The sequence below is a fragment of the Chryseobacterium cucumeris genome (assembly GCF_016775705.1).
Taxonomy (GTDB): Bacteria; Bacteroidota; Bacteroidia; order Flavobacteriales; family Weeksellaceae; genus Chryseobacterium; species Chryseobacterium cupriresistens.
The window spans coordinates 2,893,522-2,912,849 of the sequence record NZ_CP068760.1 but is presented as its reverse complement, the minus strand read 5'-3'; the positions used below and the strand labels follow the sequence as shown (position 1 = coordinate 2,912,849).

Annotated in this window: 11 protein-coding genes; 5 read left to right on the top strand and 6 right to left on the bottom strand. The window is 37.6% G+C overall.

What is annotated here, in order from left to right:
- Window positions 1–8 precede the first annotated feature (8 nt).
- The 3 genes from JNG87_RS13045 to JNG87_RS13035 all read left to right on the top strand — a co-directional run bounded on the left by JNG87_RS13045 (window position 9) and on the right by JNG87_RS13035 (window position 5,544).
- On the top strand, window positions 9–2,774 hold the full coding sequence (locus tag JNG87_RS13045) for a TonB-dependent receptor (RefSeq protein ID WP_202838806.1): 2,766 nt from the start codon (window positions 9–11) through the stop codon (window positions 2,772–2,774).
- Between the two features lie 276 nt (window positions 2,775–3,050).
- A complete protein-coding gene (locus JNG87_RS13040) occupies window positions 3,051–4,910 on the top strand; it encodes a CocE/NonD family hydrolase (RefSeq protein WP_110009984.1) in 1,860 nt (619 codons plus the stop codon).
- A gap of 286 nt (window positions 4,911–5,196) precedes the next feature.
- Window positions 5,197–5,544, top strand: coding sequence for an IS110 family transposase (locus JNG87_RS13035; RefSeq protein ID WP_202838805.1), 348 nt, complete (start codon window positions 5,197–5,199; stop codon window positions 5,542–5,544).
- 352 nt (window positions 5,545–5,896) lie between these two features.
- On the opposite strand, the gene JNG87_RS13030 is transcribed toward JNG87_RS13035, so the two are convergent.
- The 4 genes from JNG87_RS13030 to JNG87_RS13015 form a co-directional block, all read right to left on the bottom strand.
- A complete protein-coding gene (locus tag JNG87_RS13030; protein WP_110010947.1) occupies window positions 5,897–9,085 on the bottom strand; it encodes an efflux RND transporter permease subunit in 3,189 nt (1,062 codons plus the stop codon).
- A gap of 7 nt (window positions 9,086–9,092) precedes the next feature.
- Window positions 9,093–10,154 carry an efflux RND transporter periplasmic adaptor subunit gene (locus JNG87_RS13025; RefSeq protein ID WP_137905617.1) on the bottom strand — a complete coding sequence of 354 codons (1,062 nt, stop codon included), beginning with the start codon at window positions 10,152–10,154 and terminating at the stop codon, window positions 9,093–9,095.
- A gap of 9 nt (window positions 10,155–10,163) precedes the next feature.
- Window positions 10,164–11,516 (bottom strand): TolC family protein, encoded by a 1,353-nt coding sequence (locus JNG87_RS13020; RefSeq protein WP_062675101.1) that lies wholly within the window; start codon window positions 11,514–11,516, stop codon window positions 10,164–10,166.
- A gap of 88 nt (window positions 11,517–11,604) precedes the next feature.
- Window positions 11,605–12,198, bottom strand: a complete 594-nt coding sequence (locus tag JNG87_RS13015; RefSeq protein WP_062675102.1) for a TetR/AcrR family transcriptional regulator — start codon at window positions 12,196–12,198, stop codon at window positions 11,605–11,607.
- Between the two features lie 178 nt (window positions 12,199–12,376).
- Between JNG87_RS13015 and JNG87_RS13010 the strand changes: the two genes are divergently transcribed.
- Window positions 12,377–16,288 carry a T9SS type B sorting domain-containing protein gene (locus tag JNG87_RS13010; protein ID WP_202838804.1) on the top strand — a complete coding sequence of 1,304 codons (3,912 nt, stop codon included), beginning with the start codon at window positions 12,377–12,379 and terminating at the stop codon, window positions 16,286–16,288.
- 37 nt (window positions 16,289–16,325) lie between these two features.
- Here JNG87_RS13010 and JNG87_RS13005 read toward each other — a convergent pair whose 3' ends face one another.
- Window positions 16,326–17,150, bottom strand: coding sequence for a S1 RNA-binding domain-containing protein (locus JNG87_RS13005; protein ID WP_202838803.1), 825 nt, complete (start codon window positions 17,148–17,150; stop codon window positions 16,326–16,328).
- Window positions 17,151–17,284: 134 nt separating this feature from the next.
- Here JNG87_RS13005 and JNG87_RS13000 point away from each other — a divergent pair, with 134 nt between their 5' ends.
- Window positions 17,285–17,731: a hypothetical protein gene (locus JNG87_RS13000; RefSeq protein WP_202838802.1), complete on the top strand. Its 447-nt coding sequence runs from the start codon at window positions 17,285–17,287 to the stop codon at window positions 17,729–17,731.
- 139 nt (window positions 17,732–17,870) lie between these two features.
- On the opposite strand, the gene lpdA is transcribed toward JNG87_RS13000, so the two are convergent.
- A complete protein-coding gene (gene lpdA, locus JNG87_RS12995) occupies window positions 17,871–19,274 on the bottom strand; it encodes a dihydrolipoyl dehydrogenase (RefSeq protein WP_047429636.1) in 1,404 nt (467 codons plus the stop codon).
- Window positions 19,275–19,328: the final 54 nt, after the last annotated feature.

Sequence of the window (19,328 nt, the reverse complement as noted above, 5' to 3'; positions counted from 1 at the left end):
AAAAACTAATGAAGAAAACTCTGTTGCTATTGACTTTGATGTTCACTGTCATTATTCTGCACGCCCAAAAGTTACACATTGACGGAAAAATATCCGATTCCGAAAAGAAAGCGATAGAAAATGCCACCGTCTATCTTTTGAAACAAAAAGATTCATCCATTATCAATTATACGGCAACCAATAGGGAAGGGAAATTCTCGCTGAAGATTGATGATATGAAAGAACCTTCCATTCTTAAAGTAGACGCTGATAAATTATCTTCCTATTCGAAAAAATTTGAAAAAATAAACCAGTCATTATCACTGGGGGATATTCAGCTCGAGAAACAAGGCATTGTGAATACGATTGATGAGGTAAAAATTACGGTTTCTCCGGTAAAAATTAAAAAAGATACGATTGAATTTAATGCAGCCGCTATCAAAGTACGGCCTGACAGTAAAATTGAAGAGCTTCTGAAGCAGATTCCCGGTGTAGAAATCAGCAATGAAGGAAAGATTACTGTGAATGGAAAAGAGGTGGATCAAATTATGATCAACGGAAAACCTTTCTTTGATAAAGATGGTAAAATCGCTCTTCAGAACTTACCGGCAGATATCATCAAGAATATCCAATTTACCACCACCAAAACAAAGGAGGAGGAACTGAGCGGAAAAGCAGCCAAATCTCAGAATACGACCATCAATTTTAATATTGATGAAAAGAAAAATAAAGGTTTACTGACAAGACTTACCGTCGGTTATGGATCAGACAAACGGTATGAAGCAAGCGGATTGGCCAGTTATTTTAAAGGGGATACGAAAATAAGTCTATTGGCTTCTTCCAATAATATCAATTCCCAGGGATTTTCCAGAGATGAGGTTTTTGACAGCATGGGTAATGGCCGGAATGCCTGGATGATGCAGGGAGGATCTGTCTCAACGGTAGGAAATGTAACTTACTTTAACCAGGGAGGTGGTACGAAAGGAATTCAAAGGTCTACGACCATTGGCTTAAACTACAGTGACAAACTGGGAAAAGATGCCGATCTGGATTCCTTCAGCCTAATGCATTCCGATTCCAATACGGAAACAAAATCCAAAGTCTCAAGGTCTACTCTTCTCCCTGCTTACACGCTTCAGACCAATTCTGAAAGTAACGGAGAAAATGAATCCAAACAATACAGTTTTGATACTTCAGCTAAAATCAAGCTGGATTCTATGACAAGTATCTACCTTTCTCCGAGATTTACAAAAAACAGCAGTTTCAGTTTCAATAACTCAAGATCCTCTTCTTTAAGGAATGGCAGTCTTCTGAATGAAAGTAATGCGTATTCCAGTAATGATTCGGAAAGCAATTCATTTAATCCATATCTCTATTTTTCAAGAAAATTCAGAAAAAAAGGCCGTTCAATTTCCGCCAATATGAACAGTTCCATTTCAGAATCCAGAAGGGATAATCTGAATCAATCTCAAAACACGTTCTATCAATCCAATGGAATATCAACAGACAACAGGGATCAGTTAGCCAAAAATAAAAATCAGAACAGCAGTTTCAATTTTACTGCCGGATATACAGAACCTGTTTCCGATTCTTCAAGTGTAAGTTTTGAATTGAAATATGAAACCCGATCTACTAGAGACTTGAGGAATGTAAATGATTTTGATAATACAACCGGAGATTATACTAAATACAATCAGCTTTTATCCAACAATATGAAGCAAAGAATCAATCAGATCTCTCCTGAGCTTACATATCAGATTAATAAAAAGAAACTGAATTTCTGGGCTTCCATGAATCTTGATATTTCAGATATGAAGGTAAATTCTATCTATAACGGACAGCAATATGATCTGCAGAAAAATTTTGTACTCCCCCAATATAATGTCAATCTTTACTACCAGCTGAGTGAAGGAAAAACCTTAAACATTTACAACTATTCCAACTTCACCATTCCCACCGCAGAACAACTGACTCCTTATAAAGATGAATCCAATCCTCTGATTACCTATCAGGGAAACCCTAACTTAAAAAACACCTGGACCAACAATCTTTATCTGTATTTCAACAATTATAATAAAGTAAAAGATCTCAGCTACTATTTCAATATTGGCTTTACGTACAGAAATAATGATATTATCAATTTTTCCACCTATGATAATGCAGGGAAACAGGTTATTACTTATGACAACGTAAGCGGAAATAAAAGCATCAATGCCGGCGGAGGTTTCAGTAAAGTATTGAAATGGAAGAATAATAAACTTATTATCAATCCAAGACTCACCATGAATTATGCTTACAATAACGGTTTCATTGATGGACAATCTTTCACCAGCAATTCTTATAATCTAAACCCAGGCCTTAATCTTACCTATGAAATCAAGGATAAAATGACCATCAAACCTTCTTACAGACTTGGATACAGTTTTTCAAATTATACCAATTATAATATAACGAATGTAAATACAGCCAATCAATCCTTAAAACTGGAACTCACCAATTATATGCTGAAAGGCAATTTCGTATTTGGAAACGATTTTGAATACAATACCAATTCCAACATTGCTCCGGGCTTTAAAAAAGATTTCTACTTCTGGAATACCAGCCTTGGATATTCGTTCTATAAAAAACAGTTTACGGCAAAAGTAAAGGTCTATGATGTTTTAAATCAAAATCAAAGCGTAAGAAGAACGATCACCGATTCTTATTTTGAAGATCGTGAAGATCTCATCCTGAAACGATACATCATGTTTTCCATCAGCATGAAACTGAATAAGTTTGCAGGAAAAAAGAAGTAATAATCACACCATACTTTATATATAATTTTTGATAATGGCCGGATCTTTCCGGCTATTTTTATAGACAACCTGAAATATAATACTGAGCTCCATTACAAGTGAATACGTAATATTCCCCTCCTCCGGAGGGGTGGCGAAAATTCAAAGAATTTTTGACGGGGTGGTTTCCAAGAAATATCATCATATTACACAGATTAGTAGTAATCACAACAACCTTTTAAACAAGATTTACGAATAAACCTGTTTTTATTTTTAAATTAGCATCAAATTTTTTTTATGAAAATCCATATTTCAGTATTATGTATTCTTTTTTTCATTCTTGGAAAAGCTCAGAAAACGGAACAGAAAGATACTTTCGTTAAAGACAATTTCACCAAGAAAGAATTTTATATTCCAATGCGTGATGGCGTAAAACTTTTCACTGCGGTATATATCCCGAAAGATATATCGAACAAGAACAAATATCCGTTCCTGATGCAGAGAACCTGTTACAGTATCGCACCGTACGGAGAAAGTGAATATAAAACAAAGGTAGGTCCCAACACGTATCTTATGAAAGACAAGTATATTTTCGTGTATCAGGACGTACGCGGAAGATATATGAGTGAAGGCACTTTTACCAATATGACTCCGCAGGTGGAACGCAAGACCAAAAAAGATGTTGATGAAAGTACTGATACTTATGACACCATCGAATGGCTTTTGAAAAATGTGAAAGATAACAATGGTAAAGTAGGCCAATTCGGAACATCATACCCGGGATTCTATACTGCTGTAGGAACGTTGTCACAGCATCCTGCTTTGGTAGCTTCTTCACCACAGGCACCTATTTCTGATTTCTGGAATGACGACTTTCTTCACAACGGAAGATTTATGCTCGGCTATTTCAGAACATTCCCTGTTTTTGGGGTTCAAAAAACGCAGCCGGAGAAACAGGCCTGGTATATGGATTCTTTCATCAAACAGACTTCTGAAGACGGTTTGAAATTCTACAGAGATATGGGTACTCTGAAAGATGGATATGAAAAATATTACAAGAATAATTTCTTCATGACAGAGATTATGAATCATACCAACTATGATGAATTCTGGCAGAAAAGAGGTCTTCTTCCTCACTTAAAGAATATTAATCACGCTGTAATGACTGTCGGAGGATGGTTTGATGCAGAAGATCTTTCAGGACCATTGAATATTTATAAAACCATAGAAAAAACAAGCCCTAAAGCAAAAAATACTATCGTTATGGGACCTTTCTCCCATGGCGGCTGGTCTCAGGAGCAGGGAAAACATTTCCACAGTGAAACGTATTTTGGTGACAGCATTGCTACATACTATCAGAAAAATATTGAAACAAGGTTTTTCAATCATTATCTGAAAGGCAATACCAAAGAAGATGCAGGACTTCCTGAAGCACTGATGTATGACACCGGTGCTAAAGCATGGAAGGAATTCGCTTCTTACCCACCGAAAAATGCTCAGAAAGTGAATTTCTATCTTTCTGATAAAACCCTGAAAAAATCATCCGGACAAGGCTATTCTGAATATTATAGTGATCCTAACAATCCTGTTCTAAGCTCAGATCATTTAAAAGACTTTAACGGTTTCACTCCAAAAAATTATATGTCGGAAGACCAGAGATTTGCTGTAGGAAGACCAGATGTATTAACATTCACTACCGATGTATTGACTGATGATATTACATTTGCAGGAGAGATTGTGGCTAAACTGAATATTGCATCCACGTCTACAGATGCCGATTTTGCAGTAAAACTGATTGATGTTTATCCTGAAGATTTTAAGCCTGCAGAAAAGAAAGAAGGCGTTATCTATGGCAACTACCACCAGATGGTAAGAAGTGAGATCATGCCTGCAAGATTCAGAAATACCAAAGAAAAGGGAGAAGCTTTGGTTCCGAACCAGAAGACGGCTGTTAACTTCAGACTTCAGGATGTAGTTCATACGTTCAAAAAGGGACACAAAATCCAGATTCAGATCAGCAGCACATGGTTCCCGCTTTTCGCCATCAATCCACAGAAATTTATGGATAACCCGAATTTTGCCAACAAAGAAGATTACACCAAAGCATTCATCAAAGTGTATGATGACAGCTCCATTGAAGCTGAAATTTTAAAATAAATTGAAAAAGCTGTTCGTTTGAACAGCTTTTTTGTTTTTAGAGCTTGAAGTTTATTTTAAGTTTTGGCTCCTATGTTTGCAAAAGAATAAATTTACATACAAAGCAAAAGGGGTGAGAGAACAGTTTTGGCTAAATAACTCAGGAAGTATATTGTGCTTTAGAAATGTCCTCACTTCTTTATTCCTTTTAGAGTTTGAACAGAATTTAAAGGATCGAAAAAGATATCTTGGATAATAATCAGGAGACAAAACGAAGGAAGACTTGCTTTTATTTAAAGATAAAAATATGAGTGCATTAAAACAGGTTGTAGGAATAGATGTAGCCAAAGATGAACTGGTGGCAAGTTTTGGCAAATTAATGGAAGATCTAAGTACAGAAATCAAAGATTATAAAGTTTTTAGCAACAGCGAAAAAGGCTTTGAATCACTTCTTAAATGGGTGTACAGCAAAAAGACACTTAATATAGAGGTTATTTTTGTCATGGAGGCTACGGGGGTGTATCATGAAAGATTTGCTCATTTTCTTTATGCAAAGGAAGAAAAAACAGTCATTGTGCTGCCTAATAAGATCAGTAATTTCATCAGGACTCTGGATATCAAAACCATTACCGATAAAAGCTCAGATAGATTTTGAAGAAAGTAGGGTAAAAATCAAAGACGTTCACCCTACGCAAGCTAACTCAAGGTCGCTTTTATAAATATAAATGTATAAAAAATATTTGGAAGTTAACACAGAATCTAAAGCCGAATAATGAACGTTATAGAATTAAGCATGCTTCCTTCATCTGAGCTCAGGAGTAAGGCCGCTCCTATTGAATGAGCCAAAAGTTAACAGTCTACGTTTGTCATTCTGAACGAAATGAAATGAAGTGAAGAATCTCATAGGAAAGACTACAAAACGAGATTCTTCCTTCGTCAGAATGACATTTACCAACAAAAAAAGCCGTATCAAGATGACACGGCTTTCGGTTAATTAAAGGTTTAATTTATTTATCCAAATGCTTCGGAGTAAATCCGTCTTCATTCAATTCTCTATGTACGTAATCAGCTTTCATTTCAGCTTCGTAGTCTACTTTCTTATGTTGTCCCATTCTTCTTAAAAGAGAGTCAAATAATGAATATACTACCGGTACAATGATCAGGGTAAGGAATAGTGATGATGTCAGACCACCGATTACTACCCATGCAAGACCTTTGTTCATCTCTGCTCCGGCACCTGTTGCCAATGCGATCGGTAACATACCGAAGATCATCGCAATGGTGGTCATCAGGATCGGACGAAGACGTGCGTGGTTCGCCTGTACCAGGGCATCGTGAGTATTGGCACCAGCTGCTTTTCTTGCATTCGTAAAGTCAACGATAAGGATCGCATTCTTCGCTACCAGACCAATCAACATAATCATACCCAACATGGTGAAAATGTTCAGCGAGTTGGCTGTTAAGGCAAGGATAACCATTACCCCGATCATCGCCAACGGGATTGAGAACAATACCACGAAAGGATATACAAAACTGTCATATAGTGAAACCATCACCAGGTATACCAATACGATAGCTGCCAATAATGCAATTCCCAATGTACCGAAACCTTCCTGCTGGTTCTCCATATCTCCACTCCAGATGTAATCTACACCTACAGGCTTTTTATCGCTGTTCATGAACTGGTTTGCCCATTCATTCGCTACGTCCCCTACCGGTCTACCAACAGCTTTCGCTCTTACTTTTACAGAAGGAGATTTATCTCTACGTTCAAGCAAACTCGGTCCTGAACCCATTTCCACATTAGCAAACTGACTTAACCGAACCTGCTGACCCTGAGGGTTTGTAAACATAAGGTTTTTAACGTCATCAATAGATTGTCTGTTCACATCACCGAAACGGATATTAATATCATATTCATATTCTCCCGCTCTGAATTTTCCGTCTGTATTTCCGTTGAATGCGGTCTGCATCGTCTGTCCTACACTTGAAAGATTCAGGCCTAAAGCTGCCATTTTATCTCTGTCGATACTTACCTGAACTTCAGGGCTACCTGTATCGGTTGATAATTCGGCGTCTACTGCTCCCGGAACTTTTTTCAATAGCTCAAGGATTCTTGTTGCTTCTTTCACTGCTGTAGCGTTATCCGGTCCTGTTACTACCATTTCAATAGGAGCATTTTCCGCTCCCATGATACCGATTGGAGCCGTTTTAAACTCAACTCCTGTGAATTTCTCTTCCAGCTGTCTTTTTATTTTTGCAGCTTTGATATTGGTACTTTCAGAACGCTCAGACTTATCAGTTAAGTTCACCTGAACCTCAGATTGGTAAGTAGTTGCCTGAGCACCACCAAAACCTGTAGACTGCTGTCCTACTGTTGTAATAAGATCTACAACATCTTTATCATTTCTTAAGAATTTCTCAACTTCTAATGTTAATTGGTTTGTCTTCTCAACGGTTGCATCTTTTGACAATTCCATTTGTACCAGGAACTGGCCACGGTCGATTGGCGGGAAGAACTCACCTCCGATGAACCCAAATGCTACCAGCATGAATGAACTGATTAAAACAATGAATGTGATTACCACTGTTGAAATTCTTCTTAACGTCGTTTTCAGACACCATTCAAGGATTCCTGTGATCCAGTGTGTAAACTTGTCAATTAATCCTTCAAACCAAAGAATGAATTTCTCAAACCAGTTTTTCCCTGTTAAATGCTCCAGCTTACCGAATCTTGATGATAACCAAGGAATGATGGTAAATGAAGCCAATAAAGATAATAAGGTGGCAATAACTACCGTGACGCAGAACTGGGCAAGGATGTTGGCTACAAGACCTGAACTCATCGCGATCGGTAAGAATACCACTACAATTACCAGGGTAATTGCCGCAACAGTAAATCCGATTTCTGAAGCTCCATCATACGCTGCTCTGATCTTACTTTTACCCATCTCCATGTGACGGTAAATGTTTTCCAGTACTACAATCGCGTCATCCACCAGGATCCCTACCACAAGTGAAAGTCCAAGTAAACTCATTAAGTTCAAAGTATATCCCATTAAGTTCATTCCGATGAACGCTGCCACCAATGAAGCCGGGATAGAAACCATTACGATGAATGCGTTTCTGATACTGTGAAGGAATAGTAACATTACAATTGCCACGAGGATAATCGCTAGGAATAAGTCGAAAATAACGTGGTTGGCTGATTCAAGGGTAAATTCTGTCGTATCGTTTACGATTTTTACTTTTACTCCCTGAACTTTGTATGCTTCTTCTACTGTTTTAATGGTCTTCTGAACACTTTCAGATACTGCTACCGCATTGGCATCAGATTGTTTTTTAACCTGCATCAAAATCGTAGGGAACTGATTGAATCTCGCTACTTTTTCAACATCCTTCTGAGAGTCGAAAACGGTTGCAATATCAGATAAACGTACCTGAGCTCCGTTTTTATTGGAAACAACAAGGTTGTTCATTTCCTCCGTAGATTTATATTTTCCTGAAAGTCTGATCGTAGATTTTGTAGTTCTCGTCTTCAAACTTCCTGTAGGGAAATCTAAGTTTGATGAAAGAATGGCCTGTTGTACGTCTCCAATTGAAAGTCCGTACCCCTGTAATTTTTTCTCATCAAGATTTACCTGAATCTCTCTCTCCTGTCCACCTACAAGGTCAACCTGAGCGACACCGTTTACACGGGAGAAAATAGGTTCAATCTTTTTATCCAATAAGTCATAAAGGTCCTTACTATTCAGTTTATCCGATGAAATACTCATGGTGATAATCGGTAAATCATCTAAGGAGAATTTATTCAGAGACGGCGCCTTCACATCTTCCGGAAGGTCTGCCAGAATAGCATTTACTTTTCTCTGCGCATCATTTAAAGCGTAATCTACATCGGCTCCATCATTCAGCTGAACCATGATTACGGATAAGCTTTCGTATGAAGAAGATTCTACTTTTTTTACGTTTTCCAAAGAACCTACGGCATCTTCAATTTTCCGGGTTACGGAGGTTTCCACCTCTGCAGGCGAAGCTCCCGGGTAGACCGTAGAAATGGTTACCATATTGGTTTCAAACTTCGGAATCAATTCGTATCCCATGAGTGTATAACTCAGGATACCTCCCAACGTCAGAATTGTAAATAATACAATTACCAGCGAGGGTCTTTTGATCGATATTTCTGCTAACTTCATAGATCTGCTACTTTACAATGTTCACTTTAGATCCGTTGTCCAGGTTGATCTGTCCGCTGGTTACCACCTGTTCTCCTCCATTCAATCCACTTAAAATCTGAACTTTATCTCCGTAAACTTTTCCGATGGTTACTTTGATCAATTTAGCAACACCATTCTGAACAATGAATAATTGTCCTGAGCTTACTCCGTTAACAAAGGCTTCTGCAGGGACTGTCAGCATATTCTGAGTTTCTGCGCCGTTGTTTGTACTGAATTTAGCTGTTGCATACATACCAGCCTTAAGGTTTCCTCTGTTTTGTACTTCGATTTCAACTGGGAAATTCAGAGAAGCATCACTTTTAGGAGCGATGAAAGTAATTCTACCTACGAAAGAGTCTTCCGGAAGAACATTTACTTTAATCGGAACTTCCTGACCTAACTGGATTTTTCCGATCTGGCTTTCATCTACCAAAACAGAAAGTTTCAGACTGTTGATATTAACGATTTCAAACATCGATGTTCCAGGAGAAACCACCGTTCCGGGTTCAACCATTTTCTTGTTGATAGTACCGCTGATTCCAGCACGGATGCTTGTATCATTTACTTTCACACCTTGAGCTCTTACTGCAGCCTGAGCATTTTTCAGCTGTAGTCTTGAGTTATCAAGCTGTTGTTTTGTAACTCCGCCTGTTTTATATGCGTTCTCATAGCGTTGGTTATCAATAATAGCATTCTGAAGATTGTTCTGAGCCTGGGTAACATCCACTTCGATAGCATCTTTTTTAATCGTTGCCAAAACCTGTCCTGCTCCTACCCTTGAACCTTCTTTTACCAGAACGCTTACAATACGTCCTGATATTTCAGAAGACTGGTTCATTTCCTGCTTAGGAATAAAAGTTCCGTTGGCTGAGTAGTCTGTATCAATATTTTCCCTTGTAACGGTTACAATATTAACATTGATTTTATCTACCTGCTTGGCAACTTCTTTTACTTCCTGCGTCTGTTTTTCTTTGTTACCCGCAATCTTGTAAGCGGCTAAACCTACCAGTACAGCTGCTACGATGATATATATTAAAGTTTTTTTCATTTTAGTTTATTATAAGTTTTGTAGTGTGTTTAGTTCACCCTTAGCTTTTATCAGCTTGATCTCTGCCTGTTTATAATCCAGCAATGCATTAGAATAGTTCTGTTTTGCCTGCGTAAGAGCATTTTCAGAATCCAGCACTTCTGTAAGTGTTGCCAGCCCATACTGGTAGTTTGACTGGGTATTTTTCTGAACTCTTTCTGCCAATCCTACATTATCTTTCATGCTTTCGAGATTGATCAATGCATTTTCCATATTGGTAACGGCATTTTTATAATCTAAACTTAAGCTCAGCTGAGTGTTTTCAATATCAACATCAAGATCCTGAATATCAATTTCTGCCTGGTTGATTTTCGCTTTGGTAGCTCCACCCGTGAAAATAGGAATATTGACATTCAAACCAATTGCTGAAAAATCGCTCCAGAGAACGCCTTTACTAAGGCCATTGGTCAATGGGAATTTTGCTCCGTTAGCTCCCCATCCGTAGTTCGCCGTAAGATTTACTGATGGATAAAGATAAGCTTCAGTCGCTTTTTTATTGAAAACCAAAAGTTCCCTGTTTTTATTTAAAACTTTAAGCTCTGTACGATCATTAAGATTTACGTTGCTCGCAATCAGCTCAGGTTTTGGTTCGATTTGTTTTTCTTCAAGCTCGATGTCTGTAGAAATCGGGATTCCCATATAAAACTTCAGGGCATTTTTTGAAAGTTCAACAGAGTTGATTAAAGCCTGCTTGTTGGAACCGATATTGGTAAGCTGAACATTGGTTCTGTCCAAATCGATTGCTTTTGCCAAACCGTTATCAACCAAACTTTTAATAACATTTCTTACTTTTTCAGTGTTGGCATAGCTGGCTGTTACCGTTTTAAGGTTTTCCTCCTGTACGAACACCTGATAATAAGCTGTTGCAACATTTTCAATAATCTGTTCATTGGTTAACTGAGCATTCAGTACATAAAACTCTCTAGTTGATTTTGCAGCTTTCAATCCTGTAAATACTCTCTGATCAAAAATCGCCTGCTGAAGTTGTACAGATGCTGTTGAACCCCAAGGCTGCCCAAACTGAGCTCTGATTTTCTCTCCTCCAAATTCCAGCAAAGATTCCTGAATAATCGGATTATAGGTTAAACCTGCCGTAGCACTGACCTGAGGAAGGGCACCGGCTCTGGCTTCATCAATCTTGTATTCGGCTTTTTTCACCTGTAAAGCAGCTTTTTTAGCTTCTGCTTTATTTTGAAGTGCCTGTTTAATTGCTTCCTGCAGGGAAACCTGCTGCTGGGCAGACATCAGGGTAGAGCCGAAAATCATAAATGCTGAAGCTATCCCAATTTTTAGCTTTGTAGCAGTTATACGTTTTCTATTCATAATTTTATACTTCGTTTATTTTTTATTTAATTTTCATTCATTATTTATTTCTATTTGACGAATCATTTTCAGAAATACTTTAGTTTTTTTAGTTTTTGAACAACATATTGATAATAATTTCTTTTCGTTCAGAAATAATCTTATCATATTCTTCATCATTAATTAATAGATTCTCCATGAATAATGGTCTTATAGCACTAGGAAATACCAGTAGCGAAACCATATTCAGAATAAACTGAACTGGTGCCATTTTCTCAATATTTCCCAATTCCATTTCTTTTTCAATATCCTTGTACATATCGTTCAGGATATCTTCCTCAATTTCTCTGTGATGGCAGGTTCCTTTATTGATCTGTGACACGATATACGTTTCCAGATATGGATACTGAAGGCTTGTGGAAAGACTGCTTTCTATAAATTTGCTGATCTTCTCTTTAAAAGGAAGAGCTGAATTCTGAATGATCTTCGATTTTTCCTGTTCTACTCTTTGGGCTTCATCAAAGATGATCTGGATAAGCTTATCTCTTGAACGGAAATAATAATTAATAAGGGTTCTGTTCACTCCTGCTTCATCTGCAATCTCCTGCGTAGTAGCATCAAACTTTCCTTTCACAAAGAATAAATTCTTCGCTGTCTCCTTGATCAATTCCTGTGTTTGGTCTTTTTTTGCTTGATTTGACATTTTTGTTAAACAAATTTGTGCAAATTTATAGTAAAAATTATTTTTGACAAAATTGTTAAACAAAAATATTAAACAAAAATGTCATGACATCCATCATGTTTGTGAATGAAAGTTTACGATTACTTATTATTCAATAAGAAAGCTATTTTTATATCTTTGCCGCAAAAATTAATAACTGATGAAGAAAATTCTTTCGTTGTTCTCTTTTTTGAGCACGATACTTCTATTTTCACAGAAAAAAATTTCTGAAAACAACTCCTATTATTTTTATGAAAACAAAGGTCAGATTACGGATCAGAACGGGAAGGTAAATCAAGATGTACGATACCTTTTCCATTCAAACGGTCTTAATGTACAGCTTCGAACCGGAGGATTTTCTTACGATATTTACGAAATAAAGAAAACCAGTAATCCTGATTTTTCAAAAAAGGAAAAAAATGCGCTTTCAGTACCAGATCAGTATCATATCCGTGAATATATTTATGAAAAGCTGATTCACAGGGTAGATATTGATCTCGTGAATTCCAATACCCAATCAACAATTACTGCAGAAGGCCGATCTCCGGATTATGATAACTATTATAACCTTCCAGATAATCCAAAAGGCATTAGTAATGTTCACCGATATCAAAAAATCCGCTATAAGAATATATACCCTCATATAGATTTGGTATTCTTTAAACCTAACGATACTTTAAAACCCATCGAATATAATTTCATCATCAATCCTGGTGGAAAAATTTCAGACATACAAATGAAATTTAATGGAGCTCCTACTTTAATAAACAATGGTAGGCTCACCATGAATGTGCGGTTTGGGGAAATCTATGAAGATATTCCTAACAGCTGGATTGCCGGAAATACCAAAAAAAATATTGAAGTTTCTTTTAAGGATCTTGGAGACCATACTTTTGGATTTGCCGCTCCTGTAAATACTTCTGACAAGACCATTGTAATAGATCCGGTACCCACAAGAATATGGGGAAGCTATGCAGGAGGATACGGAGAAGATTACGGCAGGATAAAAACAGATCTTCAGAGTAAGGGCTATGTTTTCGGAACCACTACCAGTACCACAAACTTCGCTACTTCCGGAACCTATCAGCAAAATGTTGCCGGCGCTCTTGACGCATTCCTGATGAAACTGACCAAAACCGGGCAGAGGCTTTGGGGAACCTACTATGGTTTCGGAATGAATGACGGATTTGCAGATGTAGATTTTGATGAAAGTTTTAATATTTATGCAGGCGGAACCGTTCAAAGAGCACAATATAATGAAAATATTGTTTTGGTAAAGTTTAATAATAACGGAAGTTTTGCTTTTGAAAAAGAGTTTTCTTCAAGCAGGCAGAATAAACTCTATACTGTTTCCTACAGTCAAAATCATGTATACATTGGTGGTGATTCTTTCAGTGCTGACTTTCCGACTGTTAACGCCATGCAGCCTGCAAAATCAACACCGATCGGGTATACAGACGGTATTCTGGCATCTCTGAATTCAACAACAGGGAATGTCGATTGGGCTACTTACTTTGGAAGAAGTGACGGTTCTACTTCCATTTTCCAAATTCTCTCCTCAAGCGATAACCTTGAAATAATTGGAGCAACACAATCTTCTGCAATCCCTATGAACAATGCTTTTCAACCGTTAAAAGGCGGGGAATCAGACGGACTATACCTTAAGATTTCAAAATCAGGAACTTCAATTCTGAGATCAAGCTATTATGGAAACAGTGGTTCGGAACAGATATGGAAAGCCAGAATTGTAAATAATACTTTAATTCTTCCGGGAAGATATTCAACTACCGCTTTTCCAATGGGGCAGCCTGGAATATGGAGGGTAAATTTAACTACGAATGCGATTAGCAAAAGCTATTTTAACTTTACAGGCTCTTTCCAGCTATTGGCATATCCTGATACTAACGGAAATGTTTTTTTTACAGGACTGCATTCCAGCGGGCAGCCCGACATCTCTACTCCGGGTGCCTATATGGGAATGCCCGCAATGTATATTTCTACGTTTTTAATTAAATACAATCAGAATGATGTAAAAGAATGGGGAACCTATTACACAGGAAACGGTGCAACGCAACAGGGAGAGGCGACAAAAGATGATGAAGGTGCCATTTATCTGACAGGCATGTCAAGTGGGAATTCAGCTGGTATTGCAACACCGGGAACCTTTCAACAGTCGCCAGGTGGTGGAAATGATATTTTCATTGCTAAATTTCAGGATTGTACCTCTGCAGCGGTTGTTACTTCTAATTCGCCGGTATGTCCTAATGGGACAATCCAACTCAACGCTACCGGAGGAACAGTATATAGCTGGACCGGGCCAAATGGCTTCACATCCAATGAGCAAAACCCAACTATTCCAAATGCAACAACAGCTCAGGCAGGATCATATATATGCCAGGTTTCAGGATCTGGCGCTTGTGACGGGACTTTTACAGTAAACGTGATTGTAGGTGATAATGCGGCTCCGGTTCCTGATGTTACTCTGCTGGCAGACATTACAGGAGACTGTCATACAACGGTTACTACTATTCCTACTGCTACTGATAACTGTGCAGGACCAATTACTGCAACAACAACAGATCCTTTATCTTATTCAAGCCCCGGAAACTATATTATCCACTGGACTTATAACGACGGAAATGGAAATACCGCTACTCAGAACCAGAATGTAATTGTGACATCAACAGCTCTTCCGACAACGGCTAACACTCCACAAACTTTCTGCGCCACCAATAATCCTAAAATCTCTGACCTTCAAATCACAGGTCAGAATATAAAATGGTATGATGCAGCAGGAAATATTGTACCTGCAACAACTGTTCTTATCAATGGACAGACCTATTATGCATCTCAGACTATTAATGGTTGTGAGAGTAATAAAACAGCAGTTTTGGTAACGGTAAATACAACTCCTAAACCGACAGCCAATGTAAATCAGGATTTCTGTGCTTCTGCCAACCCTACTTTAGAAAAACTGATTGTAACGGGAACTGCTCTTAAATTTTATAATGCAGCAGGAAATGTAATTCCAATGTCAACTCCTCTGGTAAGCGGACAAATCTATTATGTAACGCAAACATTAAACAACTGTGAATCTGAAAAACTGGCAATAACAGTAACTCTGTCTACGGATAATGTTCCTGCAAAAGATGTAACACAGGTTTTATGTAATTCAACTACCGCAAATTCAATGACTGTCGATCTTCATTCTTATGAAGCCAGTATTATTAATAATCCGGCCGGTTATATTTTTACCTACACTGATACTGCAGGCACCCCTATTGCCAATCCTTCAGCTTACGTATTGAATACCGGAACAACACTTATTCACGTAAGAGTGGCAACGCCTGACGGATGTTTCAAAGGAGTCCGGTTAATTCTTACCCTAAATCCAAAACCTTTTGTTCAACTTCCTGATAAGCTTGATTTTTGTGAAGGAAAGTCTGTTGTTCTGGATGCAGGACCAGGATTTAATTCTTATGAATGGAATAACGGAGCAACCACTCAAACAATTACTGTAACGACTCCGGGAACATATACTGTAAAAGTGGCCAATATTTTCGGTTGTGAAAATACAAGTTCAATTCAGGTAAGCTATTCTGTTTTAGCACATATTGTCTCTGTCAATATCACGAGCAATACAGCGACCGTTATTCTTTCTCAGAGCGGAAACTTTGAATTTTCTTTAAATAATTCCACATGGCAGGATTCCAATATTTTCACCAATTTAAGTATGGGAGAATACACCGTTTATGTGAGAACAAAATCCGGATGTATTATAGGACAGAAAAACTTCTCGATATTTAATATTCCCAATGCCATCAGTCCTAACGGAGACGGAATCAATGATGCGTGGAGAATAGCAGGATTGGAAAACTATCCGGGAACAGAAGTAAGTTTATATGACAGAAGAGGTGCTGTAATCTACAAAGAGATTATCAGAAATAAACCTTTCCAGTGGGACGGAAGATATGAATCCCATCCTATTTCTACAGGAAATTACTGGTATACCATAAAAGTTTCTGACGGAAGAATCTACAACGGATGGCTTTTGATCAAAAACAGGGAGTAACAAAAAACGGGCAGAAATTTCTGCCCGTTTTTTATTTTTATAATAATTTGATTTTATCGTCTGAGATATCGATGATCTTATCTTTATAAAGTCCTCCGATTGCTTTCTTGAAGTTTTTCTTACTCATCTGAAGCTCATCTTTAATCTCTTCAGGAGAAGATTTATCGGACACATACAAAAGTCCGTAATTTTCTTCCAGTTTATTCAGAATCTTCTGTTTGAACTCATCAATATTTTCAAAACCTTCCGGCTGCAAAGAAACATCTATTTTACCGTCCTCACGGATAGCTTTGATGTATCCTGTTTCTTCTGACAATGGATACAGTTTTTTGAAAACATCGGAAGCATAAATCAAACCAATGTATTTTTTGTTGATGATCACATTCCAGCCCAGTTCACTTTCGTTCATCATAATCAGATCTACTTTGTCACCTTTTTTGAACGGAAGATCATCATACTGAGGATTTCTTTTGAATTTTGTAGTACCTGTAATCAGTTCCATATCTTCATCTACATAGATATATACCAGATATCTTTTTCCTTCGATGATTTTGGTTTTCTGCTGCTTGTAAGGAATAAATAAATCTTTAATGATTCCCCAATCCATAAAAGCTCCGCTAGGAAGGCTTTGTACACAGCTCATTACTGCAAATTCACCTACTTCAGCCAAAGGAATTTCAGTGGTTGCTTTTAATTTATCGTCATCCTGATATACAAAAACTTCAACTTCTTCACCTGTTTCTTTTTCTTCCTGAATAAAGATTTTAGGCAGAAAAGCCTTCTCACCGGATTCATCTACGAGGATCCATCCTGAATTAATTTTTTCTGAAATTGTTAAAGTTTGAGTTTTTCCGAGTTGCATTGATGATAAAATTAGCTGACAAAGGTACGGAAATTTGAAGATGCTATCCTAGTCAATGCTATTATAATTCTTTAAAGGTCCATCTTCATCTTTTGTAAAGCCTCTGAAACCTTTATATTTGAACAAAAATAATCATGAGAAAATTGATAATCCTACCTCTTATTTTTTTAACGTTTTTTTCAAATGCTCAGCTGCTGAAAAAAACAGCACTGGGTATTTCTTACCGTTATACCGGAAGAAATGTTCTTCAGGCAGGATTAGAATACAGATTGGGTGAAACCTATGATGGTTCCATTATCGTTGGCCCTTCCCTGCTTTATACCAGAGCTGACCAAACTGATAAATTCATCCCGGAGATCCATATTAATTTTTTACGTTTCGGGCAAATGTTTGGAGTATCAGCTAATCCATATTCATTGGAACCGAGAATAGGTTTTTCGTTATTTAATGCAATATTTCTCAATACAGGATATGCTTTTCCCATTCATAAAGAAAAATATTTTAAAGGGATAACTTTTGGGATCCAGTTCAACATTGCACCAAAACATTCTAAGTTTTATGACCATCTGAAAATGATGTAAACAGTTATTGGTTTATAGATGATTTTTTTTTCAAAACCAAGTTCCGTTCTTTATAGCAAAAACATATAAAAAAGGCTGTCTCCAAAAGAAACAGCCTTTAATTTTAAATATTTAAATGATTAAATCTTTTAATCAGATATTACATATGAATAGGTCTTTTTGCTGTAGCATCCAATGCAGCTTCTTTGATAGCTTCTGCATAGGTTGGGTGAGCGTGAGAACTTCTTGCGATGTCTTCAGCGCTTGCACGGAATTCCATAGCAATTACCCCTTCTGCAATAAGGTCAGCAGCTCTTGCTCCTACGATGTGCATCCCTAAAACCTCATCAGTTTTTTCGTCTGCAATAATCTTCACAAGACCGTCAATATCACCACTTGCACGGCTTCTACCTAAAGCTCTCATCGGGAAAGATCCTACTTTGTAAGCAACACCTTCTTCTTTTAGCTGCTCTTCAGTTTTACCAACTCCAGCAACTTCCGGCCATGTGTACACAACACCAGGAATCAGGTTATAGTTGATGTGAGGTTTTTGTCCTGCCAATGTTTCAGCAACGAAAACTCCTTCTTCTTCAGCTTTGTGAGCAAGCATAGCTCCTTTGATAACGTCACCGATCGCATAGATATTAGCAACATTAGTCTGCAGGTGATCGTTTACTTTTACTCTTCCTCTTTCGTCAAGCTCTACACCTGCTTTTTCAAGACCAAGACCGTCTGTATAAGGTTTTCTACCTACAGAAACCAAACAGTAATCTCCTTCTACAACTACTTCTTCACCTTTTTTATCTTTAGCCGTGATCTTTACAGTATCTCCGTTTCTTTCAACTGCAGAAACCGCAGTGGAAAGCATAAACTTCATTCCTTGTTTTTTAAGAACTTTAGTCAATTCTTTGCTTAAAGCTCCATCCATTCCAGGGATGATTTTATCCATAAATTCAACAACAGTTACCTGTGCTCCTAATCTTAAGTATACCGAACCTAGTTCAAGACCGATAACTCCACCTCCGATTACTACTAAATGCTTAGGAATTTCTTTAAGGTTTAAAGCTTCCGTAGAAGTAATCACTCTTTCTTTGTCTAAAGAGATGAAAGGCAGTGTAGATGGTTTAGAACCTGTTGCAATGATGGTATATTTAGACTCGATCGTTTCCGAAGAACCGTCATTTTTAGTCACTTTAATCTGAGTAGCAGATTCGAAGCTTCCTACTCCTTCAAAAACAGTAATCTGATTTTTGTTCATCAGGTAGCTGATTCCGTCAGTATTCTGCTTGATCACTTCGTTTTTACGTTCGATCATTCTGGCAATATCCGCTTGCGGCTCGTTGATGATGATTCCGTGACCTGCAAAATTGTGTTTTGCATTTTCGAAATGCTCAGAGCTGTCAAGAAGCGCTTTTGACGGAATACATCCAACGTTAAGACAAGTTCCGCCTAAAGTTGAATATTTTTCAATAATTGCTGTTTTGAAACCTAACTGTGCTGCACGGATAGCAGCAACATAACCACCGGGACCAGAACCTATTACGGTAACATCGAATTGACTCATGTTATTGTATGAATTTGTTTATTATTATCTATCTTAATTCTCACAAATTTACAT